We start from the raw sequence: 22327 nt of genomic DNA, 5'->3' as shown, positions 1-22327 counted from the left end.
ATGGCCTAAGCCACAATCCATCCCTGCTCAACCATCGACAACGGCTCCCCGTCACCGATGATGATGTGATCCAGCACCCGCACATCGATCAGCCCCAGCCCCCGCTTCAGCGACAGGGTCAAATGCACGTCATCCTGGCTCGGCTCACTGCTCCCCGAAGGGTGGTTGTGACACAGGATCAACGCCGCAGCGTTATGCAGCAATGCCCGCCGCACCACTTCCCGCGGGTAAACGCTGGCCCGGTCTATCGTGCCCCTGAACAGGATTTCAAACGCCAATGGTCGGTGCTTGGTGTCTAGAAACAGGCATCCGAACACCTCACTGGCCTCATGCCGCAGCATCGCTTTCAAATAGCGCCGCACCGTTTCCGGGCTGTCCATGGCAGACTCACGCTCAATCGAAGTTGCAAGGTGCCTGCGTCCGATCTCCAGCAATGCCTGCAACTGGCCATACCTCACCGGGCCCAACCCAAGCTCGCTCATGAAGGCCTCACGGTCGGCCTCCAGCAGCTGACGCAAGCTTCCGAACTTCACCAGCAGGCCTCGCGACAACTCCACGACATTGCGTCCGCGCACACCTGAACCAAGAAATACAGCCAGCAATTCTGCATCGGTCAGGCTCCCGGCCCCACGCTGCAACAACTTCTCCCTCGGCCGCTCTTCAGCCGGCCACTCCCTGATATTCATCCCCGCCCCCTGCCCTTGCTGCGGCCCATTTCGACCCTGTGTTAATCTATTTCGCCTCGTACATGCGACGTTCTGCCGCAGGCATTTTCGAACGTCGCCGCCCGCTCTCACTGGAAAAAGGCAAGCCTATGCAGCGGCTGTATCGCAAGCGCATCGTTCTCGGCGTAGGTGGCGGCATTGCCGCCTACAAAAGCGCCGAGCTGATTCGCCGACTCCTGGAGCACGGCGCGCAGGTGCGCGTCGTCATGACCCGCGGTGGTGCCGAGTTCATCACCCCGCTGACCCTGCAGGCGCTGTCGGGCCACCCGGTGCACATGGACCTGCTCGACCCGGCCGCCGAAGCAGCCATGGGCCATATCGAACTGGCCAAGTGGGCCGACCTGGTGCTGATCGCCCCGGCCACCGCCGACCTCATGGCGCGCATGGCCCAAGGCATGGCCGACGACCTGCTGACCACCCTGGTGCTGGCCACCGATGCCACCGTCGCCGTGGCCCCGGCCATGAACCAGGCCATGTGGCGCGACCCGGCCACCCAGGCCAACCTTGAACTGCTCAAGAGCCGTGGCATCCAGGTGTTCGGCCCGGCCTCCGGTAGCCAGGCCTGTGGTGACGTGGGCCTGGGCCGCATGCTCGAAGCCACCGACCTGGCCTGGTGCGCCGCAGAAAGCTTCAAGCGCCAGGCACTCACCGGCAAACACGTATTGATCACCGCCGGGCCGACCCAGGAAAACATCGACCCGGTGCGCTACATCACCAATCATAGCTCCGGCAAGATGGGCTTCGCCCTGGCCGAAGCGGCTGCCGAAGCCGGGGCTCGGGTGACCCTCGTCACTGGCCCGGTGCACCTGCCAACCCCCGACCGGGTCAGCCGTATCGACGTGGTCAGCGCGCGGGACATGCTCGCGGCCTGTGAAGCGGCCATGCCGTGCGACCTGTTCATCGCCTCGGCAGCGGTCGCGGACTACCGCCCGGAAGTGGTTGCCACACAAAAACTGAAGAAAGATCCTACGACCGGCGACGGCATGCTGCTGCAGATGGTGCGCAATCCCGATATCCTTGCCACCATTGCTGGCCGCAGCGACCGCCCGTTCAGCGTCGGCTTCGCCGCCGAAACCGAACACCTGCTCGATTACGCCACGCGCAAGCTCAAGGACAAGAACCTCGACCTGATCGTCGCCAATGATGTGGCCAACCCCAGCATCGGCTTCAACAGCGAAGAAAACGCCTTGACCGTGATCGACCGCCAGCAGCACCAGACCCTCTTCGCGCAGACCAGCAAGGGCAAGATCGCCCGGCAACTGGTCGCCTTCATCGCCGAACGGCTCAACCAGGTTCAATAAGTTACATGCACGCTCTTCAAGCCAAGATCCTCGACCCACGCCTGGGTACCGAATTCCCCCTGCCGACCTACGCCACCCCTGGCTCCGCCGGCCTGGACCTGCGCGCCCTGCTCAAGGAGGACACTGTCCTTGAGCCAGGCCAGACCCTGCTGATTCCTACCGGCCTGTCGATCTACATCGGCGACCCGGGCCTGGCGGCGGTGATCCTGCCGCGCTCGGGCCTGGGCCATAAGCACGGCATCGTGCTGGGCAACCTGGTTGGCCTGATCGACTCGGATTACCAGGGCGAGCTGATGGTGTCGTGCTGGAACCGCGGCAACACGCCGTTCACCATCGCCGTTGGCGAGCGTATCGCCCAGCTAGTGCTGGTGCCGGTGGTACAGGCCCATTTCGACATCGTCGAAGCCTTCGATGAAAGCCAGCGTGGTGCTGGCGGCTTCGGTCACTCCGGCAGCCACTGAGCCGGCAGATGACCGTTCAGGCCAAGGATGGCGAACTCTCTGGCGAAACCACCGTCCAAGCGTTCAGTTTGCGCCTGCCCAGAAAGCCTTTGACTAATGGAGCTTCCAGAGATGAACGACATGGCCCACCTGGTCCCCGCCGCATTGCCCGACAGCATTTTCCGCGCGTATGACATCCGCGGCGTGGTCGGCAAAACCCTTCACGCCGAAACCGCCTACTGGATCGGCCGCGCCATCGGTGCGCAAAGCCTGGCCCAGGGCGAACCGCAGGTTTCGGTCGGCCGTGATGGCCGCCTGTCCGGCCCGATGCTGGTCGAACAGCTGATCAAGGGCCTGGTCGATGCCGGCTGCCATGTCAGCGACGTCGGCCTGGTGCCCACCCCGGCCCTGTACTACGCGGCCAACGTGCTGGCAGGCAAGTCGGGCGTGATGCTGACGGGCAGCCACAACCCGTCGGACTACAACGGCTTCAAGATCGTCATCGCTGGCGACACGCTGGCCAACGAACAGATCCAGGCCCTGCTCACCCGCCTGAAAACCAACGACCTGACCTTGGCCGAAGGCCGCGTGGAAAAGGTCGAGATACTTGACCGCTACTTCCAGCAGATCGTCGATGACGTGAAGCTGGCGAAAAAGCTCAAGGTGGTGGTGGACTGCGGCAACGGTGCAGCTGGCGTGATCGCGCCGCAACTGATCGAAGCCTTGGGCTGCGAAGTGATCCCGCTGTTCTGCGAAGTAGACGGTAACTTCCCCAACCACCACCCGGACCCGGGCAAGCCGGAAAACCTTGAAGACCTGATCGCCAAGGTCAAGGAAACCGGCGCCGACATCGGCCTGGCCTTCGACGGCGATGGCGACCGCGTCGGCGTAGTGACCAATACCGGCAGCATCGTCTACCCCGACCGCCTGCTGATGCTGTTCGCCCAGGACGTGCTGGCACGCAACCCTGGCGCCGAAATCATCTTCGACGTCAAATGCACCCGTCGTTTGACCCCGCTGATCGAGCAACACGGCGGCCGCGCACTGATGTGGAAGACCGGTCATTCGTTGATCAAGAAGAAGATGAAACAGACAGGCTCGCTGCTGGCCGGCGAGATGAGCGGTCACATCTTCATCAAGGAACGCTGGTACGGTTTCGACGACGGCATCTACAGTGCCGCACGCCTGCTGGAGATCCTCAGCCAGGCCGGGCAAAGCGCCGAAAACCTGTTTGCCGCCTTCCCGAACGATATTTCCACGCCGGAAATCAATATTGATGTGACCGACGAGGGTAAATTCAGCATCATTGATGCACTGCAACGCGAGCCCGACTGGGGCGAAGCCAACCTGACCACCATCGACGGTGTGCGGGTGGACTACGCCCACGGCTGGGGCCTGGTTCGCGCCTCCAACACCACCCCGGTGCTGGTGCTGCGCTTCGAGGCCGACAGCGACGCCGAATTGCAACGTATCAAGGATGTTTTCCGTACCCAGTTGCTGCGGGTTGCCCCTGAGCTGCAACTGCCGTTCTGACCGACTATCTGTTCCTTACAGGAGCCCTGCATGACCCTCGATCGCGATGCCGCTTCCCATGTAGCCGAGGTTTTGTCCGAAGCACTGCCTTACATCCGCCGCTTTGTCGGCAAGACCCTGGTGATCAAGTACGGCGGCAACGCGATGGAGAGCGAGGAGCTCAAAACCGGCTTCGCCCGTGACATCGTGCTGATGAAGGCTGTAGGCATCAACCCGGTGGTGGTCCACGGTGGTGGCCCGCAGATCGGCGACCTGCTCAAGCGCCTGTCGATCGAAAGCCACTTCATCGACGGCATGCGCGTTACCGACTCGGCGACCATGGACGTGGTGGAGATGGTGCTGGGTGGCCAGGTCAACAAGGACATCGTCAACCTGATCAACCGCCACGGCGGCAGCGCCATCGGCCTGACCGGCAAGGACGCGGAGCTGATCCGCGCCCGCAAGCTGACCGTCAGCCGCCAGACGCCCGAGATGACCACCCCGGAAATCATCGACATCGGCCACGTGGGCGAAGTGGTGAGCGTGAACACCGACCTGCTGAACATGCTGGTGAAGGGTGACTTCATCCCGGTCATCGCGCCGATCGGTGTGGGCGCCAACGGTGAGTCGTACAACATCAACGCCGACCTGGTAGCAGGCAAGGTAGCCGAGGCGCTGAAGGCCGAGAAGCTGATGCTGCTGACCAACATCGCCGGTCTGATGGACAAGCAAGGTCAGGTTCTGACCGGCCTGACCACCGAACAGGTCAACGAACTGATCGCTGACGGCACCATCTACGGCGGCATGCTGCCGAAGATCAAGTGCGCACTGGATGCGGTGCAGGGCGGCGTGAACAGCTCGCACATCATCGACGGCCGTGTGCCGAATGCTGTGCTGCTGGAAATCTTCACCGACAGCGGCGTGGGTACCCTGATCACCAATCGCAAGCAGCGCTGAGTGATGGATTAGCCTGTTCCGGCCCCATCGCCGGCAAGCCAGTGCAGGCGACACAAAAAAGGCGACCTTCTCAAGAAGGTCGCCTTTTTCATTTCCAGGCCAGGATCAGATCCCGTACTGCGCCCGGTAAGCCTCGACAGCCGGCAGATGCTGCTTCAGCTGTGGGTCATCGGCCAGGAACTCCAGCACCTGGGTCAGCGAAACGATGCTGACCACCGGGATACCGAAGTCGCGTTCCACTTCCTGGATCGCCGACAGCTCGCCATTGCCACGCTCTTCGCGGTTCAGCGCGATCAGCACGCCAGCGGCCTTGGCCTGCTGGGCGTTGATGATCTGCATGACCTCACGGATGGCAGTACCGGCGGTGATCACGTCGTCGATGATCAGCACGTCACCGGCCAGCGGTGCGCCAACCAGGCTGCCGCCTTCGCCGTGGTCCTTGGCTTCCTTGCGGTTGAAGCACCATGGCACGTCGAGCTTATGCTGGTCCGCCAGGGCCACGGCAGTGGTCGCCGCCAACGGAATACCCTTGTAGGCCGGGCCAAACAGCACGTCGAACGGGATCTTGCTGTCGACGATGGCTGCGGCATAGCACCGCCCCAGTTCGGCCAATGCAGAACCGGTGTTGAACAGGCCGGCATTGAAGAAATACGGGCTGGTACGCCCCGATTTCAGGGTGAATTCACCGAAACGCAGTACCCCGCGATCGATGGCAAAACGGATAAAGTCGCGCTGATACGGCTGCATGAATAGTCCCGGACACCACGGATTTAGCTAAATGGGTTGAGCTCGGGTATCATACACGCACGAGATTTTTGGGGCCATTTATGCGGATCATCAGTGTGAACGTAAATGGCATTCAGGCTGCGGCCGAGCGTGGTTTGCTCAGCTGGCTGCAAGCCCAGAATGCCGACGTCATCTGCCTTCAGGATACCCGCGCCTCGGCCTTTGAACTCGACGACCCAGCTTTCCAGCTCGATGGCTATTTCCTTTATGCCTGCGACGCGGAGGTGCCTGCCCAAGGTGGTGTGGCCCTTTATTCGCGCATGCAGCCCAAGGCAGTCATCACCGGCCTGGGCTTCGAGACAGCCGACCGCTACGGGCGTTACCTGCAAGCAGATTTCGACAAAGTCAGTATTGCCAGCCTGCTGCTGCCTTCGGGCATGAACGGCGACGAAGACTTGAACCAGAAGTTCAAGTTGATGGACGACTTCGCCAAGTACCTGGACAAGCAGCGTCGCAAGCGTCGCGAGTACATCTATTGCGGCTCGTTCTACGTGGCGCAGCAGAAGCTCGACATCAAGAACTGGCGTGACAGCCAGCAATCGCCGGGCTTCCTGGCGCCGGAGCGCGCCTGGATGGATGCGATCACTGGCGAGATGGGTTACGTCGATGCCCTGCGCGAAGTCAGCCGTGAAGGCGACCAGTACAGCTGGTGGCCGGACAACGAGCAGGCCGAGATGCTCAACCTGGGCTACCGGTTCGACTACCAGATCCTCACGCCAGGCCTGCGCCGGTTCGTGCGCAACGCCCGCCTGCCGCGTCAGCCGCGCTTCTCCCAGCATGCGCCGCTGATCGTGGACTATGACTGGACGTTGACCATCTAAGCGCTGCTCAGATACGAAAAAGCCGACATCACTGTCGGCTTTTTCGTATCTACGGAATCAGTCAGTCGGCCAGTGCGGCCTGCTGCAGCTCGAAGATTTCGGTCATGCCCTTCTGCGCCAGCGCCAGCATGGCGTTGAAGTCTTCAGGCTGGAACGGCGCACCTTCGGCAGTGCCCTGCACCTCGATAAAGCCACCGGCGCTGGTCATCACCACGTTCAGGTCGGTTTCGGCAGCGGAGTCTTCCAGGTAGTCCAGGTCGAGCACGGCTTCGCCCTGGTACATGCCCACCGACACGGCAGCGATCATGTGCTTGAGCGGGTTGCCGGCCTTCAGGCCACCGCGCTTCTTGATCACCGCCAGCGCGTCGCACAGGGCGACCATGGCACCGGTGATGGACGCGGTACGGGTACCGCCATCGGCCTGGATCACGTCGCAGTCGACGTACAGGGTGATGTCGCCCAGCTTGCTCATGTCCAGTGCGGCGCGCAGCGAGCGGCCGATCAGGCGCTGGATTTCCAGGGTGCGACCACCCTGTTTGCCACGGCTGGCTTCGCGCTGGTTACGCTCACCGGTAGAACGCGGCAGCATGCCGTATTCGGCGGTCAGCCAGCCTTGGCCCTGGCCTTTCAGGAAGCGCGGCACACCGTTTTCAACGCTGACCGTGCAGATGACCTTGGTGTCACCGAACTCGACCAGTACCGACCCTTCGGCGTGCTTGGTGTAGTTGCGGGTGATGCGGATCGAGCGGAGCTGATCGGCGGCGCGACCACTTGGACGTTTCATCTGGGATACCTGTACTGGGACTTTGAATCTGCCGAGCATTATAGAGCCCGCAGCCCGGGGAAGACATGCCTATTGTCGTACCCGCCACAGCCCGTCGCCTTTTCCTACTGGCGCGGCCGCCCGTCGGTAACATAGGTGGATTGGGCGCCACGGCCCCACTGCGCTACAATCCTGCGCCTTGCAGCCGAGAGGCTCCCACCGTTCATTCAACTAAGCGAGGTACTCCCCATGGTGCACAGCATGACCGCTTTTGCTCGTGTCGAGCGCGCCGGCAGCCAAGGCACCCTGATCTGGGAGCTGCGTTCGGTCAACCACCGTTACCTGGAACCGCACCTGCGCCTGCCAGAGGCCCTGCGCGACCTCGAAGGCGCCGTGCGTGAAGGCCTGCGCCAGGGCTTGTCGCGGGGCAAGGTGGAATGCACCTTGCGCCTCAACGAAGACAGCAACGGCAAGCCGCTGAAGGTAGACCGCGAGCGCGCCGCGCAACTGGTTGCCGCCGCCGAGGAAGTGGCCGGCCTGATCAAGCAGCCTGCCCCCCTGAACCCGCTGGAAGTGCTGTCGTGGCCAGGTGTGCTGGTGGCCGACACCAGCGACCCGCAGGCACTGAACGCCGAAGCCATGGCGCTGTTCGACGAAGCCCTGGCCGAACTCAAGGCCGGCCGCCTGCGCGAAGGCCAGGAACTGGCCCGGCTGATCAACGAGCGCCTGGACAACATGTCCAGCGAAGTCACCACCTTGCGCGCCCTGGTGCCGCAGATGCTGGCGGCGCAGCGGCAGAAGATCCTCGACCGTTTCGGCGACATGCAAGCCGAGCTCGACCCACAGCGCCTGGAACAAGAGATGGTGCTGCTGGCGCAGAAGAGCGACGTGGCTGAGGAGCTCGACCGCCTCAGCACCCACGTCACTGAAGTGCGCCGGGTACTCAAGGGTGGCGGCGCCGCAGGGCGTCGCCTGGACTTCCTGATGCAGGAACTCAACCGCGAAGCCAACACCCTCGGCTCCAAGGCCTTCGACCCACGCAGCACGCAAGCGGCGGTCAACCTGAAGGTATTGATCGAACAGATGCGTGAACAAGTACAGAACATCGAGTAAGGCCACCCCGACCATGAACCACAGCAGCGGCACCCTCTACATCGTTTCGGCCCCTTCGGGCGCCGGCAAGACCAGCCTGGTAACGGCCCTGACCAAGGACGACCGGCAGATCCGCGTTTCGGTCTCGCACACCACCCGCGCCATGCGCCCGGGCGAGGAACACGGGGTGAACTACCACTTCGTCGCCCACGAAGAATTCAAGGCGCTGATCGCGCAGGGCGACTTCCTGGAGCATGCCGAAGTGTTCGGCAACTTCTACGGCACCTCGCGCAGCGCGCTGCAGCAGACGCTGGATCAGGGCTACGACCTGATCCTGGAAATCGACTGGCAAGGCGCCCAGCAGGTGCGCAAGCTGATGCCACAGGCATTGTCGGTGTTCATCCTGCCGCCTAGTCAGGAGGCGCTACGCCACCGCCTGGACGGCCGTGGGCAGGACAGCGAAGAAATCATTGCCGGGCGCATGAAAGAAGCGGTCAGCGAGATGGTGCACTACGACGAGTATGACTACGTGATCATCAATGATGACTTCGACGTGGCGCTGGAGGATTTGAAAGCGGTGTTCCGTTCGAATCGTTTGGTGCTGAAGAAGCAGCAAGAGCGCAACAGCGAGCTGCTGAAAGAACTGCTTTCCTGATACACCGCACGGGGCTGCTTTGCAGCCCTATCGCGACACAAGGCCGCTCCCACATTTGCTGGCGTACGCCGTGCCTTTGTGGGAGCGGCCTTGTGTCGCGATAGGGGCGCGAAGCGCCCCCAGCTTTATTCCTGCAAAGGCAGGGTAGCCTGCTGACGCAGGGTAGCCCCCAGGAAGTAAGCCGGCGCGCGCATGCGCGACAGCATCATCAGCCCGATGCCCAGCACCGAGATGATCGCGGCAATCACGAACACCAGCCCCAGCCCGCCCACATGCGAACCACTGCCGAAGTCCGGCGAGGCGCTGTCGATGGCAGTCCGTACGAAGATCACCGACAGGATCACCCCACCCACCAGCGGGCACAGGCCGCGCATGATGAAGTGGCGCAGGCTGTCGAACAGGCTGCCACGGAAATACCAGACGCAGGCAAATGCGGTCAGCGAATAATAGAAGCAGATCATCATGCCCAGCGCGGTGATGGTATCCGCCAGCACGTTCTCGCTCAGGCTACGCATGGTCACGTAGAACAGACCTGCTGCCAGGCCCGCACAAATAGTGGCGTAGCGCGGGGTTTGCGAACGCGGGCAGACGCTGGCGAACTTCGGCGGCACTGCACCGTAGTATCCCATCGCCAAGAGGGTGCGCGCCGGCGCCACGAAGGTCGACTGCAACGACGCCGCCGTACTGGCCAGCACGGCAATGGACATCAGGATCGCCAGCGGCCCCATGACCGGGCCGGCCAGGTGGGCAAAGACGTTCTCCTGGATGCGCGGGTTGTTCAGGCCCAGGCCCGTTTCGCTGATGCCGGCAAACTGCAGGGTGGCGATGGCAGTGAACAGGTACAGGCCAAGGATCAGCATCACCGTCCAGGTGGCGGCCTTGCCCGGCACCTCTTCGCTACCCACCGACTCTTCGCTGACGGTCAGGCACGTGTCCCAGCCCCAGAAGATGAAGATCGACAGCGACAGCCCGGCGGCAAAGGCCGAGAACGACTCGACACCGAACGGGTTGAACCAGGCGAAATCGAACGCCAGCGGTGGCGGCGCCGTGGTACCGCCGAAGGCGGCGACGGCAAAGCCGATCAGCACCACCAACTGCAAGGCCACCAGGCCGTACTGCACGGTCATGGTGGTGGCGATGCCGCGACAGCAGATCCACACCGCCAGGGCGATGAACACGCAACAGGTAATGATGTTGATCAACAGGTTATCGGCCAACGCCGCCAGCTCATGCTTGCCGGTGATCTGGCCCAGGAACAGGTAGAAGAAGTCGACTGCCACCCCTGCCAGGTTCGACAGCACGATGGTGGTGGCAACCACCAACCCCCAGCCGCCAATCCAGCCGATCATCGGGCCGAAGGCACGTGCCGACCAGGTGAACGATGTACCGCTGTCCGGTTCTGCCGAGTTCAGCTCGCGGTAGCCCAGGGCCACCAGCAACATCGGCAGGAAGCCGACGATGAACACGGCTGGCAGGTGGGCACCGACCTCGCGCACGGTCGGGCCAAGGGCACCGGTCAGGGTGTAGACCGGGGCGATGGTGGAAATGCCCAGCACCACGCTGGCCAGCAAGCCCAAACGGCCCTTGGCCAGGCCTTTGCTGCGCTGAGTGTTGCCCGCGTCGGCTGCCACGTCGGGTGGGCGGCCGGCTTCTGTGTAATTGCTCATGAGTATTTGCCGTAAATTTTGGAATTGTTTTCACAGGCCTTGCGTACAAGGCCCGCTTTCACTCATTGAAAGCTTGCTGTCGGGGACAAGTCATCCGAGACCTTCGGCTGACGTCAGAATCATTCCTGCCGTGCGCCCTCCCGTGCTGCATAGGCAATGCAGGCCTCGCGAAACGCCTGAAACAGGCGCAGCGAGACCGGGTTTTCGTTGAAGCGCCACTCCGGGTGCCACTGCACACCGAGCACAAAGCCCGGCGCATCGGGCATGGACACTGCTTCGATCAGGCCATCCGGGGCCCGTGCCTCGACGCGCAAGCCTGGGGCAAGGCGGTCGATGCCCTGGCTGTGCAGCGAGTTGACCTCGAACTGCGCCGCCAGGCCCAGGCGCTCGAACAACCCGCCAGGCTCGATGCCGACCGGGTGACGAGGGCCGTATTGCACCTCCAGGGGTGCGTCCTCAGGTTCGCGATGATCAAGGTAGCCAGGCAGCTCCTGCACGCGTTGGTGCAGGCTGCCGCCAAGGGCCACGTTCAGTTCCTGATAGCCACGGCAAATGCAGAACACCGGCACACCGGCGGCAATCGCCGCCTGCAGCAGTGGCAAGGTCAGCCGATCACGCGCCAGGTCGTGCCGGGTACCCGCCACGCTGGGGGCGCCATTGTAATGATGCGGTTCGATATTTGAAGGCGAGCCTGTAAAAACAATGCCGTGCAGACGGGCCAGCAGCGCCTGTGTGTCGCTGCCCCCGTCGCGGGCCGGCAAGATCAGCGGCAAGCCGGCAAAGCCGGTCGCCTCGACATACTTGTCGCCTACCGTGTGCGACGAGTTCTTCCCCACCTGCTGGCGGCAGGCGCTGACACCGATCAAGGGGACCGCAGTTGCGCTCATGGGCTTACACCGTGTGCAGGTACCAGTTGTACTCAAGGTCGGAAATCGACACTTCGAACTCGGCCAGTTCGCTTTCCTTGCAGGCCACGAAGATGTCGATGTAGTCCGGGCTGATGTATTGGTTGAGGACTTCGCTGTCGTCCAGCGCGCGCAGGGCATCGCGCAGGTTGTTCGGCAGGCTTTGCTCCAGCTGTTCGTAGGAGTTGCCTTCGATCGGCGCCTCCGGCTCGACCTTGTTGGTCAGGCCGTGATGCACGCCGGCCAGGATGGCCGCCAGCATCAGGTACGGGTTGGCGTCGGCGCCGGCCACACGGTGCTCCAGGCGCACGTTGTCGCTGCTGTCGGTGGGCACGCGTACGGCCACGGTGCGGTTATCCAGGCCCCAGCTTGGCGCATTGGGCACGTAGAACTGCGCGCCGAAACGGCGATAGGAGTTGATGTTCGGGCACAGGAACGCCATCGACGCCGGCATGGTTTCCAGCACACCACCGATGGCGTGGCGCAGCGTGTCGCTTTGCAACGGGTCATCGCTGGCAAAGATGTTCTTGCCGGTTTTCTTGTCCAGCAACGAAATGTGTACGTGTAGGCCGTTACCTGCCTGGCCCGGGTAGGGCTTGGCCATGAAGGTGGTGTCCATTTCATGGTCGTAGGCCACGTTCTTGATCAGGCGCTTGAGCAGGATCGCGTAGTCACAGGCCTTCAGCGGGTCGGCCACGTGGTGCAGGTTGACTTCGAACTGCGCCGGGGCGCTTTCCTTGACGATGGCGTCGGCGGGCAGGCCTTGCTCCTTGGCGGCTTCGAGCATGTCCTGCAGGCAGTCGGCGTATTCATCGAGGTCGTCGATCAGGTACACCTGGGTCGACTGCGGGCGTTTGCCGGAAATGGGCGAACGCGGCGGCTGCGGGCGACCGTTGAGGTTGTCCTGGTCGATCAGGTAGAACTCCAGCTCGAACGCCGCGCAGATATCCAGGCCCAGGTCGTCGAACTTGCTCACCACCTGGCGCAGCACTTCGCGCGGGTCGGCGAAGAACGGCTGGCCATCCAGCTCGTGCATGGTCATCAGCAACTGGGCAGTGGGGCGCTTCTGCCACGGCTCGTCCGACAACGTGCCCGGGATCGGGAAGCAGATGCGGTCGGCATCGCCGATGTCCAGGCCAAGGCCGGTGCTCTCGACGGTGGAGCCATTGATGTCCAGGGCGAACAGCGATGCGGGCAGGTTGATGCCCTTCTCGTACACCTTGTGCAGGCTGGCCCGCTCGATGCGCTTGCCACGTACCACGCCATTCATGTCGGAGATCAGCAGGTCGACATACTGCGTGTCCGGATGGGCCTGGAGGAAGTCATTCATCTCGCTGGAAGAACTGGCGCACGGGGTTACCGACGTCATGGTGTACATCCTTTGATGTGCTGCGGCGATGTGGGATACGGCTGGCGCCTCACGGGCGACGATGGTTGCAGCTGTTGTTCTTTTCACTTTCCCATCGTGGGGACTGGTTACCCGACCGGGCGCATTGATTCCGGGGGGCCGTTTCACTATAAAATGGCCCTGATGCAACAGACATTGGCAATTCGGCAAGCAGAGCGTGCACCAATGCAATATCAGATTACCCACGCCGACCTCTCCCTGGTCCTGGCACTGGAGCGGGGCCGCTCGCTGGCCAAGGCCGCCGAGCTGCTGAAAGTCGATGTTTCGACAGTATTCCGCTCGATCCGCCGGCTGGAGTCGGCGCTAGGCACCGCCTTGTTCGTCAAGAGCCGCAAGGGCTACCTGCCGACCGACACCGCTCAGGCGCTGGCCGAGCAGGCCGAACGTGCCGAACAGGCGCTGGAGGCGGCGCGCATTGCCATGACCAGTGGCGAGCAGGTGGTAAGCGGCACGGTGCGGCTGACCTGTACCGAGGCGGTGATGCACAGCCTGTTGCTGCCGGCGCTGGCCGAGTTCATGCCCAACTACCCGGCGCTATCGCTGGAGATGGGCACCTCCAACACGTTTGCCAACCTCAGCCGACGCGATGCCGACATCGCCCTGCGCCTGACCAACACGCCACCGGAGCACCTGGTGGGCCGCAACCTGGGTTCTACCTCCTATGTCGTCTGCGGCCAGCCACAGTGGCGCGAGCGCCTGGCCGAGTCGCCCGCCAACGTGCCGTGGATCGCCCCCGATGACTCGATGGTGGACCACCCTACAGTGGTCTGGCGCAACCAGCAGCACCCTGGGGTAAGCCCGCGCTACCAGTGCAGCAGCATGTCGACCATCGCCCAGCTGGTCACCGCCGGCCTGGGCGTGGCGGCGTTGCCGGACTATATGGTGCATGCCTTGCCCGGCGTGGATGCGTTGAGTGGGCCGCTGGCCGGCTGCGACACCCAACTGTGGCTATTGACCCGGCCGGACTGCCGGGCATTGCGCTCGGTGCAGACGCTGTTCGAAGAGCTGACGCCGCGGTTGCGTGGCGCGATGCTCTGAGGTTATCGTCAGGATCAAGCAGTGAGGGTGTCTGTTCCGGCCCTTTCGCGGGCTTGCCCGCTCCCACAGGTATAGCGGCGGCGGTGAGAAATGTGCAGGACTTGTGGGAGCGGGCGTGCCCGCGAAGAATTCCACACCGATCCACCCGACAAAACAGCGCTTCCCTATTGGCTGGTGATTTTTTAAACTATCGAGTCCGCCTGCCCATTACTGGGCTGCACGCCCACCGCATTTGCTACTGAGGAAGACCATGGCCCGCGTAACTGTTGAAGACTGCCTGGAACACGTGGATAACCGCTTTGAGCTGGTCATGCTCTCGACCAAGCGCGCTCGCCAGCTGGCGACCGGCGGCAAAGAGCCACGCGTTGCATGGGAAAACGACAAGCCAACCGTTGTTGCCCTGCGTGAAATCGCCGAAGGCATCGTCACCAACGAGTTCATCGCCGCTGAAGAGATCGTCACCGAGGATCCGGTGTTCGCCGCGTTCGAGGACGAGAACAACGAGGCTGTCTGATTGATGCCAGGTCGACGTCGCACGGCGCAAGGCCCTCTTCCTCCGCAGGAGGTGAACCCATGCCGGGTATAGAAGCCTTGGCCGAACGGCTGTCGACCTATCTTGGCCCCGAACAGGTCAACCTGGTCCGCCGCGCCTATTTCTACGCCGAACAGGCCCACGACGGGCAGCGCCGCCGCAGCGGCGAGCCCTACGTGACCCACCCGCTGGCCGTGGCCAGCATCCTCGCCGACATGCACATGGACCATCAGAGCCTGATGGCGGCCATGCTGCACGATGTGATCGAAGACACCGGCATCGCCAAGGAAGCCCTCAGCCAGCAATTTGGCGAGACCGTGGCCGAACTGGTCGATGGGGTCAGCAAACTGACCCAGATGAACTTCGAAACCAAGGCCGAGGCGCAGGCCGAAAACTTCCAGAAGATGGCCATGGCCATGGCTCGCGATATCCGCGTGATCCTGGTCAAGCTGGCCGACCGCCTGCACAACATGCGCACCCTGGAAGTGCTGTCTGGCGAAAAGCGCCGGCGCATCGCCAAGGAAACCCTCGAAATCTACGCACCCATCGCCAACCGCCTGGGCATGCACACCGTGCGCGTGGAGTTCGAGGACCTGGGCTTCAAGGCCATGCACCCGATGCGCTCGTCGCTGATTCACCGGGCGGTGAAAAGCGCACGCGGCAACCGTAAAGAGATCGTCGCCAAGATCGAGCACTCGCTGGCCAACTGCCTGGCCGCCGACGGCATCGAGGGCGAGGTCAGCGGCCGGCAGAAACACCTCTATGGCATCTACAAGAAGATGCGTGGCAAGCGCCGCGCCTTCAACGAGATCATGGACGTGTACGCCTTCCGCATCATCGTCGACAAGGTCGACACCTGCTACCGCGTGCTCGGCGCCGTGCACAACCTGTACAAGCCGCTGCCCGGTCGCTTCAAGGACTACATCGCGATCCCCAAGGCCAACGGCTACCAGTCGTTGCACACCACGCTGTTCGGCATGCACGGCGTGCCCATCGAAATCCAGATCCGCACCCGCGAGATGGAAGAGATGGCCAACAACGGCATTGCCGCGCACTGGCTGTACAAGTCCAACGACGACGAGCAGCCCAAGGGCAGCCACGCCCGTGCCCGCCAGTGGGTCAAGGGCATCCTCGAACTGCAGCAACGTGCTGGCAACTCGCTGGAATTCATCGAGAGCGTGAAGATCGACCTGTTCCCGGACGAGGTCTACGTGTTCACGCCCAAAGGCCGCATCATGGAGCTGCCCAAAGGCTCCACGGCCGTCGACTTCGCCTACGCGGTGCACACCGACGTGGGCAACAGCTGCATCGCCTGCCGCATCAACCGCCGCCTGGCGCCGCTGTCCGAGCCGCTGCAAAGCGGCTCTACGGTGGAAATCGTCAGCGCACCGGGCGCACGGCCGAACCCGGCCTGGCTCAACTTTGTGGTCACCGGCAAGGCGCGCACGCACATCCGCCACGCCCTCAAGCAGCAGCGCCGGTCCGAGTCCATCAGCCTGGGCGAACGCCTGCTGAACAAGGTGCTCACCGGCTTCGACAGCAGCCTGGAGAAAATCCCCCAGGAACGCATCCAGTCGATTCTCGCCGAGTACCGCCTGGAACTCATCGAAGACCTGCTCGAAGACATCGGCCTGGGCAACCGCATGGCCTACGTGGTTGCACGTCGCCTGCTGTCGGCCGAAGGCGAGCAGTTGCCAGCGCCGGAAGGCCCGCTGGCGATCCGTGGTACCGAAGGCCTGGTGCTGAGCTACGCCAAGTGCTGTACGCCGATCCCGGGTGACCCGATCGTCGGCCACCTGTCGGCTGGCAAAGGCATGGTCGTGCACCTTGAGAACTGCCGCAACATCAGTGAAATCCGCCACAACCCGGAGAAGTGCGTGCAACTCTCCTGGGCCAAGGACATCACGGGCGAGTTCAATGTCGAACTGCGTGTCGAACTGGAGCACCAGCGCGGCCTGATCGCCCTGCTGGCCAGCAGCGTCAACGCCGCCGACGGCAACATCGAGAAGATCAGCATGGACGAACGCGACGGCCGTATCAGCGTGGTCCAACTGGTGGTCAGCGTGCACGACCGCGTGCACCTGGCGCGTGTGATCAAGAAGCTGCGTACCCTGACCGGTGTGGTCCGCATCACCCGCATGCGTACGTAGTCCGCCAACCGCAAGGAGTCATCATGAGCAAGACCGTCATCAACAGCGACAAGGCCCCTGCCGCCATCGGCACCTACTCGCAGGCGATCAAGGCCGGCAACACCGTGTACATGTCGGGCCAGATCCCGCTGGACCCGAAGACCATGGAGCTGGTGGAAGGCTTCGAAGCCCAGACCGTGCAAGTGTTCGAAAACCTCAAGGCCGTGGCTGAAGCCGCTGGCGGTTCGTTCAAGGACATCGTCAAGCTGAACATCTTCCTCACCGACCTGAGCCACTTCGCCAAGGTCAACGAGGTGATGGGCCGCTACTTCGAGCAGCCCTACCCGGCCCGCGCCGCCATCGGCGTTGCCGCGCTGCCGAAAGGCTCCCAGGTCGAAATGGACGCCATCCTGGTCATCGAATGATGCCCCCGGTGACGGGCACCCTGCCCGTCACCCCTCCCTCTTCTGCAAGGTTATTCCCTCATGCGTCAAGCACTGCCCCTCGCACTGGCAGCCCTGCTTCTGGGCGGCTGCGCCAGCCACAAACCCGAAGACTTCAACGGCACCTGGATCAACCAGGACGCCATCACTGCGGCCGTCAAGGGCAGCAGCCTGCGCCAGGCGCTGAACGAGCACGGCCCGGTGTTCGAGTGGAAACTCGACGTTGCCAGCCAGCAGGCCAGCTACAGCAATGGTTTCGAGGCCGCTGACGGCCAGTTGAGCGCCAACGACAAGCAGTGGCAGGCCAGCTTCGAAGGTGGCCAGACCGAGCAGTTGTCGCTTGATGGCGATGAACTGCTGACCGTTGATCAAAGCGGAGCCAAGCAGACCTTCGTACGCGCCAAGGCACCGGCTACCGCCAATGCCCCGCTGGGTAGCAGCTTCGAGAAGGCGCTGTACCAGGCCTACCTGGGCGGCGACTGGAAGATCACCGAAGGCCAGGGCAAAGGTGCCAGCGTGCGCTTCAGCGACACCGGCAACGTCACCGGCCTGCCAGGGCCAGACCGTTTCGCCCTGTGCCTGGCGGGCGATTGCGCGACCATGGGCGGCAGCAATGACAGCCTGTGGCTGGAGCGTAACCAGCGTGGCGCACCGTTCATCATCAAGCGTGATGGCGGCAAGCTGGAGATTTTCCAGGCGGTGAACCGTGCGCAGCCGGATGACATGCCGGAGCTGGCGGCGGGCAAGCGCCAGTGGGTGCTGGAGCAGAACTAAATCCGAACGCGGTCCCTGTGGGAGCGGCCTTGTGTCGCGAAAGGGCTGCGAAGCAGCCCCAACAATCTTGGCGGCAATGCTGAAATCCTGGGGCCGCTGTGCGGCCCTTTCGCGACACAAGGCCGCTCCCACAGTGCCGCGTGAAATCAGGGTTGGTTTTTACCCTCAAGGATTGCGGCATACCCTTCCTTGTAACTCGGATATTCCGGCACCCAGCCCAGCGCCCGAGCCCGGGCGTTGCTACAGCGCTTGCTACCAGTACGCCGCACCCGCTGCTCATCAGACCACTCGGTAACCCCCATGTACGCCCGCAGCCAGGCCACCACATCGGCCAGCGGAGCCGGGTCGTCATCGACGCCAATGTAACAGTCGTCCAGCGCCTTGCCGTCGGCATCGGCCTGCAGCAGGTGCGCCAACAGGCAGGCAGCATCCTCGGCATGAATACGGTTGCCATACAGCGGCGGCTCCTCGGCGACGCGGTAACCCTGGCGCACCTGGCTCAGCAGCCACTCGCGGCCTGGGCCATAGATGCCGGTCAGGCGCACCACGCTTGCCGGAATGCCGCTGGCCAGCGCCAGCTGCTCGGCCTCCAGCATCACCCGCCCTGAATAACCTTCAGGCTCGGTGGCCGCACCTTCTTCGATCCATTCACCGTCTTTTTGGGCATACACGCTGCTGCTCGATACAAACAGCAGGCGACGCGGGCGCTGGCCTCGCTCGGCCAGCCACGCCAGCACATGGCGCAAGCCGTCGACGTAGGCCGACTGGTAACCCGCCTCGTCGTGCTGGCTGGCCGCCACGCAATACACCAGGTAGTCCAGCGAACCCTGCGGCCAGGCTTGCGGAATCGACGGTTCGGCAAGGTCGGCGGCAACCGGTGCAATACCCGCAGGCAGTTGCCCGACAGAACGGCGCAGGCCGCTTACCTGCCAGCCTTTGGCCAGCATCTGTTTGGCAAAACGCCCGCCTACATCACCACATCCCACCACCATCACGGATAGGTCTGACATCACAAAACTCCCTAGACCAATTGATCAGCCCGGCCACGCTACACGATGGGCGGCTAGACCATAGGCGAAAAAAGCAACAAGATTACTTTTGTTAACAAGAATTACTTGCAATAATGGCGACCAATTTGTTCTCGGCCTATCTCGAGGCCTTGGAGAACGTCCACTTTTTCTTCATCAGGTCCGGCCAGCATGACACGTACTCAACCTTCCGCTTCGCCAACCCCGTCGCGCGCCTGGCGCGCCATCGCCGCGCTGACACTCAGCCTGGTGCTGGCCCCGGTGGCCATGGCCGATGAGCCAACCGCCAATGCCGCTACGCCAGCTGCTGCTTCCGCTCCGGCTGCTCCGGCTACTCAAGCTGCCCCGGCGGCACCGGCTGTGGAAGGCCAGGCTCCCGCTGGCGAAGCACAAGCTGCCGCCCCGGCAGATTCGCAGGTAGTGGTTGATCCCGCTACCGATGCACTGGTTGAAGACACGTCCCTGGGCATGGCCCACGACCTGTCCCCGTGGGGCATGTACAAAAACGCCGACATCGTGGTGAAGATCGTCATGATCGGCCTGGCTATCGCCTCCATCATCACCTGGACCATCTGGATCGCCAAAGGCTTCGAGCTGATGGGCGCCAAACGTCGCCTGCGTGGTGAGATCGCCCAGCTGAAGAAGTCCACCACCCTGAAAGAAGCAAGCGAAGTCTCCAACAAGGAAGGTACCCTGGCCCACACGTTGGTTCACGACGCCCTCGAGGAGATGCGCCTGTCGGCCAACGCCCGTGAAAAAGAAGGCATCAAGGAGCGCGTCAGCTTCCGTCTGGAGCGCCTGGTGCATGCCAGCGGCCGTACCATGAGCAGCGGCACCGGCGTACTGGCAACCATCGGTTCCACCGCGCCGTTCGTAGGTCTGTTCGGTACTGTATGGGGCATCATGAACAGCTTCATCGGCATCGCCAAGACCCAGACCACCAACCTGGCTGTGGTTGCTCCCGGTATCGCCGAAGCCCTGCTGGCCACCGCCCTGGGCCTGGTCGCTGCAATCCCGGCTGTGGTCATCTACAACGTCTTCGCCCGCTCCATCGCCGGCTACAAGGCCCAGGTGTCCGACGCCTCCGCTCAGGTACTGCTGCTGGTCAGCCGTGACCTGGACCACCAGGGCAGCGATCGCGCCGCCCCGCACATGGTGAAAGTGGGGTAAGCCATGGGCCTGCATCTCAACGAAGGTGGCGACGACCTCGCCGAAAACCACGAAATCAACGTTACGCCGTTCATCGACGTGATGCTGGTGCTGCTGATCATCTTCATGGTCGCAGCCCCCTTGGCCACGGTCGACATCAAGGTCGACCTGCCGGCCTCGACCGCCAAACCGGCGCCGAGGCCCGAGAAACCGGTGTTCGTCAGCGTCAAGGCCGACCAGAAGCTGTACGTCGGCGACGATCAGGTTGCTGCACCCGACCAGCTTGGCCCGATGCTCGATGCCAAGACCAAGGGTGACAAGGAAACCACCATCTTCTTCCAGGCTGACAAAGGCGTGGATTACGGTGACCTGATGGAAGTGATGAACAACATGCGCGCGGCCGGCTACCTCAAGGTCGGTCTGGTAGGTCTCGAGACGGCAGCCAAGAAATGACGAAACCGCGCTCAAACATGGCGCGCTACGGTGGCAGCCTGCTGATCGTGCTGGGCGTGCACGTGGTCGCTGTGCTGCTGACGCTCAACTGGTCGGTGCCTCAGGCCATCGAACTGCCCCCGGCAGCGATGATGGTCGAGCTGGCACCGTTGCCGGAGCCTGCGCCACCACCGCCACCGAAAGCGGCTCCACAGCCACCGGCACCGGTTGAAGAATTGCCGCTGCCGAAGCTGGTGGAAGCGCCCAAACCCAAGATCGCCGTGCACAAGCCGCCCAAGCCGAAGGCCAAGCCCCAGCCGCCTAAGCCTGAGAAAAAGCCTGAGCCGCCGACGGAAGCACCGCCAACCGAGCAAACGGTAGACGCACCGCCCAGCAACACGCCACCGCAGAAATCCGCGGCACCGGCGCCGAGCATTGCGTCCAACAGCAACGCCCTGCCAACCTGGCAGAGTGACCTGCTGCGGCACCTGGCCAAGTACAAGCGTTACCCGGAAGACGCGCGTCGTCGCGGCCTGCAGGGTATCAACCGCTTGCGCTTCGTGGTGGATGCCGAAGGCAAGGTCGTGTCGTACGCCATGGCTGGTGGTTCGGGCAGTGCCGCACTGGACCGGGCGACCCTGGAAATGATCCGTCGGGCCGGCACGGTACCCAAGCCGCCACCCGAGTTGCTGAACAATGGCACGATTGAAGTCGTGGCACCGTTCGTCTACTCGCTGGACCGCCGCTGAGACTTTTGTTTCTGTCACAAATCGGCAAGTCTGATAACGTGCGTCTATCGATTGCAGCCGCTATGCTGGGCCCGCAACTTCATGGACGCACGTTATGACCCTCACAGAATTACGCTACATCGTCACACTCGCCCAGGAACAGCACTTCGGCCATGCCGCCGAACGCTGCCACGTGAGCCAGCCGACCCTGTCGGTCGGTGTGAAGAAGCTCGAGGATGAGCTTGGCGTTCTGATCTTCGAACGCAGCAAGAGCGCGGTGCGCCTGACCCCGGTCGGCGAAAGCATCGTCGCCCAGGCGCAGAAGGTACTGGAGCAGGCCCAAGGCATTCGCGAACTGGCTCAGGCCGGCAAGAACCAGCTGACCGCCCCGCTCAAAGTCGGCGCCATCTACACCGTCGGCCCCTACCTGTTCCCGCACCTGATTCCGCAACTGCACCGCGTAGCGCCGCAGATGCCGCTGTACATCGAAGAAAACTTCACCCACGTACTGCGCGAAAAGCTGCGCAATGGCGAACTGGACGCGGTGATCATCGCCCTGCCATTCAACGAAGCCGACGTGCTGACCCTGCCGCTGTACGATGAGCCGTTCTGCGCCCTGATGCCGGCCGACCACCCGTGGACGGCGAAAAAGACCATCGACACCGCCATGCTCAATGACAAGAGCCTGTTGCTGCTGGGTGAGGGCCACTGCTTCCGCGACCAGGTACTGGAAGCCTGCCCGACCCTGAACAAGGGCGGCGAAGGCTCCAAGCACACCACGGTCGAGTCCAGCTCGCTGGAAACCATCCGCCATATGGTGGCATCGGGCCTTGGCGTTTCGATCCTGCCGCTGTCGGCGGTGCACAGCCACCACTACGCCCCTGGCATCATCGAGGTCCGCCCGCTGACGGCACCGGCGCCGTTCCGCACCGTGGCCATCGCCTGGCGTGCCAGCTTCCCGCGGCCGAAGGCCATCGAGATCCTCGCCGATTCGATCCGCCTGTGCTCGGTCGCCAAAGCCCCTGCGGAACAACCGGCCTGA

At 63.1% G+C, this 22327-nt stretch carries 22 protein-coding genes and 1 pseudogene; 16 read left to right on the top strand and 7 right to left on the bottom strand.

Annotated features, from left to right (window positions below; genetic code table 11):
• Positions 1–5 precede the first annotated feature (5 nt).
• On the bottom strand, positions 6–686 hold the full coding sequence (gene radC / locus A0O30_RS16190) for a DNA repair protein RadC (RefSeq protein ID WP_105947161.1): 681 nt from the start codon (positions 684–686) through the stop codon (positions 6–8).
• Positions 687–814: 128 nt separating this feature from the next.
• Between radC and coaBC the strand changes: the two genes are divergently transcribed.
• The 4 genes and pseudogenes from coaBC (at position 815) to argB (ending at position 4935) form a co-directional block, all read left to right on the top strand.
• Positions 815–2026: a bifunctional phosphopantothenoylcysteine decarboxylase/phosphopantothenate--cysteine ligase CoaBC gene (gene coaBC / locus A0O30_RS16185; protein ID WP_016712699.1), complete on the top strand. Its 1212-nt coding sequence runs from the start codon at positions 815–817 to the stop codon at positions 2024–2026.
• A gap of 5 nt (positions 2027–2031) precedes the next feature.
• Complete coding sequence (gene dut / locus A0O30_RS16180; protein WP_060499666.1) at positions 2032–2487, top strand: dUTP diphosphatase; 456 nt, start codon at positions 2032–2034, stop codon at positions 2485–2487.
• Between the two features lie 144 nt (positions 2488–2631).
• Positions 2632–3999 (top strand): annotated as a pseudogene (locus tag A0O30_RS16175) (phosphomannomutase/phosphoglucomutase); the annotation flags it as partial.
• Positions 4000–4029: 30 nt separating this feature from the next.
• Entirely contained in the window at positions 4030–4935 is a 906-nt protein-coding gene (argB, locus tag A0O30_RS16170) for an acetylglutamate kinase (protein WP_060499668.1), read from the top strand.
• A 105-nt stretch (positions 4936–5040) separates the two neighbouring features.
• Here argB and pyrE read toward each other — a convergent pair whose 3' ends face one another.
• Complete coding sequence (pyrE, locus tag A0O30_RS16165) at positions 5041–5682, bottom strand: orotate phosphoribosyltransferase (protein ID WP_016712702.1); 642 nt, start codon at positions 5680–5682, stop codon at positions 5041–5043.
• 80 nt (positions 5683–5762) lie between these two features.
• On the opposite strand from pyrE, the gene A0O30_RS16160 reads away from it, so the two are divergent.
• Positions 5763–6542 carry an exodeoxyribonuclease III gene (locus tag A0O30_RS16160; RefSeq protein ID WP_003253401.1) on the top strand — a complete coding sequence of 260 codons (780 nt, stop codon included), beginning with the start codon at positions 5763–5765 and terminating at the stop codon, positions 6540–6542.
• A gap of 61 nt (positions 6543–6603) precedes the next feature.
• Here the strand turns inward: A0O30_RS16160 and rph are convergent, their stop codons facing one another.
• Complete coding sequence (gene rph, locus A0O30_RS16155; protein ID WP_051096411.1) at positions 6604–7326, bottom strand: ribonuclease PH; 723 nt, start codon at positions 7324–7326, stop codon at positions 6604–6606.
• 228 nt (positions 7327–7554) lie between these two features.
• On the opposite strand from rph, the gene A0O30_RS16150 reads away from it, so the two are divergent.
• On the top strand, positions 7555–8418 hold the full coding sequence (locus A0O30_RS16150) for a YicC/YloC family endoribonuclease (protein ID WP_028699257.1): 864 nt from the start codon (positions 7555–7557) through the stop codon (positions 8416–8418).
• Positions 8419–8431: 13 nt separating this feature from the next.
• Positions 8432–9052, top strand: coding sequence for a guanylate kinase (gmk, locus tag A0O30_RS16145; protein ID WP_105947159.1), 621 nt, complete (start codon positions 8432–8434; stop codon positions 9050–9052).
• Positions 9053–9177: 125 nt separating this feature from the next.
• Here the strand turns inward: gmk and A0O30_RS16140 are convergent, their stop codons facing one another.
• From A0O30_RS16140 to A0O30_RS16130, 3 genes are all read right to left on the bottom strand, one after another.
• Positions 9178–10719 carry an APC family permease gene (locus tag A0O30_RS16140; RefSeq protein WP_105947158.1) on the bottom strand — a complete coding sequence of 514 codons (1542 nt, stop codon included), beginning with the start codon at positions 10717–10719 and terminating at the stop codon, positions 9178–9180.
• A 119-nt stretch (positions 10720–10838) separates the two neighbouring features.
• Positions 10839–11606 (bottom strand): gamma-glutamyl-gamma-aminobutyrate hydrolase family protein, encoded by a 768-nt coding sequence (locus A0O30_RS16135; RefSeq protein WP_105947157.1) that lies wholly within the window; start codon positions 11604–11606, stop codon positions 10839–10841.
• A gap of 4 nt (positions 11607–11610) precedes the next feature.
• Positions 11611–12993, bottom strand: coding sequence for a glutamine synthetase family protein (locus tag A0O30_RS16130; protein WP_003253387.1), 1383 nt, complete (start codon positions 12991–12993; stop codon positions 11611–11613).
• Positions 12994–13197: 204 nt separating this feature from the next.
• On the opposite strand from A0O30_RS16130, the gene A0O30_RS16125 reads away from it, so the two are divergent.
• The 5 genes from A0O30_RS16125 (at position 13198) to A0O30_RS16105 (ending at position 17948) form a co-directional block, all read left to right on the top strand.
• The gene (locus A0O30_RS16125) at positions 13198–14070 is read left to right on the top strand and encodes a LysR family transcriptional regulator (RefSeq protein ID WP_105947258.1); all 873 of its coding nucleotides are present in this window, start codon (positions 13198–13200) and stop codon (positions 14068–14070) included.
• Positions 14071–14320: 250 nt separating this feature from the next.
• Positions 14321–14584 carry a DNA-directed RNA polymerase subunit omega gene (gene rpoZ / locus A0O30_RS16120; RefSeq protein ID WP_003253383.1) on the top strand — a complete coding sequence of 88 codons (264 nt, stop codon included), beginning with the start codon at positions 14321–14323 and terminating at the stop codon, positions 14582–14584.
• Positions 14585–14643: 59 nt separating this feature from the next.
• A complete protein-coding gene (gene spoT, locus A0O30_RS16115) occupies positions 14644–16752 on the top strand; it encodes a bifunctional GTP diphosphokinase/guanosine-3',5'-bis pyrophosphate 3'-pyrophosphohydrolase (RefSeq protein ID WP_016712710.1) in 2109 nt (702 codons plus the stop codon).
• A 23-nt stretch (positions 16753–16775) separates the two neighbouring features.
• Entirely contained in the window at positions 16776–17156 is a 381-nt protein-coding gene (locus A0O30_RS16110) for a RidA family protein (RefSeq protein ID WP_003253379.1), read from the top strand.
• 60 nt (positions 17157–17216) lie between these two features.
• Positions 17217–17948 (top strand): hypothetical protein, encoded by a 732-nt coding sequence (locus A0O30_RS16105; protein ID WP_105947156.1) that lies wholly within the window; start codon positions 17217–17219, stop codon positions 17946–17948.
• A gap of 146 nt (positions 17949–18094) precedes the next feature.
• Here A0O30_RS16105 and A0O30_RS16100 read toward each other — a convergent pair whose 3' ends face one another.
• Positions 18095–18958, bottom strand: a complete 864-nt coding sequence (locus tag A0O30_RS16100; protein WP_105947155.1) for an SDR family oxidoreductase — start codon at positions 18956–18958, stop codon at positions 18095–18097.
• A 189-nt stretch (positions 18959–19147) separates the two neighbouring features.
• Between A0O30_RS16100 and exbB the strand changes: the two genes are divergently transcribed.
• The 4 genes from exbB (at position 19148) to A0O30_RS16080 (ending at position 22327) form a co-directional block, all read left to right on the top strand.
• A complete protein-coding gene (exbB, locus tag A0O30_RS16095; RefSeq protein WP_105947154.1) occupies positions 19148–20146 on the top strand; it encodes a tonB-system energizer ExbB in 999 nt (332 codons plus the stop codon).
• 3 nt (positions 20147–20149) lie between these two features.
• Positions 20150–20578 carry a TonB system transport protein ExbD gene (gene exbD / locus A0O30_RS16090; RefSeq protein ID WP_003253367.1) on the top strand — a complete coding sequence of 143 codons (429 nt, stop codon included), beginning with the start codon at positions 20150–20152 and terminating at the stop codon, positions 20576–20578.
• On the top strand, positions 20575–21306 hold the full coding sequence (locus A0O30_RS16085) for an energy transducer TonB (RefSeq protein WP_105947153.1): 732 nt from the start codon (positions 20575–20577) through the stop codon (positions 21304–21306). Before exbD ends, A0O30_RS16085 begins: the two co-directional genes overlap by 4 nt.
• Before the next feature lie 94 nt (positions 21307–21400).
• On the top strand, positions 21401–22327 hold the full coding sequence (locus A0O30_RS16080) for a hydrogen peroxide-inducible genes activator (protein WP_016712714.1): 927 nt from the start codon (positions 21401–21403) through the stop codon (positions 22325–22327).

The sequence above is a fragment of the Pseudomonas sp. LLC-1 genome (genome assembly GCF_002992185.1).
GTDB classification, from domain to species: Bacteria; Pseudomonadota; Gammaproteobacteria; order Pseudomonadales; family Pseudomonadaceae; genus Aquipseudomonas; species Aquipseudomonas monteilii.
The sequence above is the reverse complement of the archived record's forward strand: the minus strand, read 5'-3'. Positions and strand labels throughout refer to the sequence as shown.

Bases quoted from the DNA above. Each gene is read 5' to 3' on its own strand.
- A0O30_RS16085 (WP_105947153.1), top strand. From the start codon at position 20,575: ATGACGAAACCGCGCTCAAACATGGCGCGCTACGGTGGCAGCCTGCTG.
- spoT (WP_016712710.1), top strand. From the start codon at position 14,644: ATGCCGGGTATAGAAGCCTTGGCCGAACGGCTGTCGACCTATCTTGGC.
- exbD (WP_003253367.1), top strand. From the start codon at position 20,150: ATGGGCCTGCATCTCAACGAAGGTGGCGACGACCTCGCCGAAAACCAC.
- A0O30_RS16160 (WP_003253401.1), top strand. From the start codon at position 5,763: ATGCGGATCATCAGTGTGAACGTAAATGGCATTCAGGCTGCGGCCGAG.
- exbB (WP_105947154.1), top strand. From the start codon at position 19,148: ATGACACGTACTCAACCTTCCGCTTCGCCAACCCCGTCGCGCGCCTGG.
- rph (WP_051096411.1), bottom strand. From the start codon at position 7,326: ATGAAACGTCCAAGTGGTCGCGCCGCCGATCAGCTCCGCTCGATCCGC.
- A0O30_RS16135 (WP_105947157.1), bottom strand. From the start codon at position 11,606: ATGAGCGCAACTGCGGTCCCCTTGATCGGTGTCAGCGCCTGCCGCCAG.
- A0O30_RS16130 (WP_003253387.1), bottom strand. From the start codon at position 12,993: ATGACGTCGGTAACCCCGTGCGCCAGTTCTTCCAGCGAGATGAATGAC.
- coaBC (WP_016712699.1), top strand. From the start codon at position 815: ATGCAGCGGCTGTATCGCAAGCGCATCGTTCTCGGCGTAGGTGGCGGC.
- dut (WP_060499666.1), top strand. From the start codon at position 2,032: ATGCACGCTCTTCAAGCCAAGATCCTCGACCCACGCCTGGGTACCGAA.
- A0O30_RS16100 (WP_105947155.1), bottom strand. From the start codon at position 18,958: ATGTCAGACCTATCCGTGATGGTGGTGGGATGTGGTGATGTAGGCGGG.
- A0O30_RS16105 (WP_105947156.1), top strand. From the start codon at position 17,217: ATGCGTCAAGCACTGCCCCTCGCACTGGCAGCCCTGCTTCTGGGCGGC.
- A0O30_RS16110 (WP_003253379.1), top strand. From the start codon at position 16,776: ATGAGCAAGACCGTCATCAACAGCGACAAGGCCCCTGCCGCCATCGGC.
- radC (WP_105947161.1), bottom strand. From the start codon at position 686: ATGAATATCAGGGAGTGGCCGGCTGAAGAGCGGCCGAGGGAGAAGTTG.
- gmk (WP_105947159.1), top strand. From the start codon at position 8,432: ATGAACCACAGCAGCGGCACCCTCTACATCGTTTCGGCCCCTTCGGGC.
- A0O30_RS16080 (WP_016712714.1), top strand. From the start codon at position 21,401: ATGACCCTCACAGAATTACGCTACATCGTCACACTCGCCCAGGAACAG.
- A0O30_RS16140 (WP_105947158.1), bottom strand. From the start codon at position 10,719: ATGAGCAATTACACAGAAGCCGGCCGCCCACCCGACGTGGCAGCCGAC.
- A0O30_RS16150 (WP_028699257.1), top strand. From the start codon at position 7,555: ATGGTGCACAGCATGACCGCTTTTGCTCGTGTCGAGCGCGCCGGCAGC.
- pyrE (WP_016712702.1), bottom strand. From the start codon at position 5,682: ATGCAGCCGTATCAGCGCGACTTTATCCGTTTTGCCATCGATCGCGGG.
- argB (WP_060499668.1), top strand. From the start codon at position 4,030: ATGACCCTCGATCGCGATGCCGCTTCCCATGTAGCCGAGGTTTTGTCC.
- rpoZ (WP_003253383.1), top strand. From the start codon at position 14,321: ATGGCCCGCGTAACTGTTGAAGACTGCCTGGAACACGTGGATAACCGC.
- A0O30_RS16125 (WP_105947258.1), top strand. From the start codon at position 13,198: ATGCAATATCAGATTACCCACGCCGACCTCTCCCTGGTCCTGGCACTG.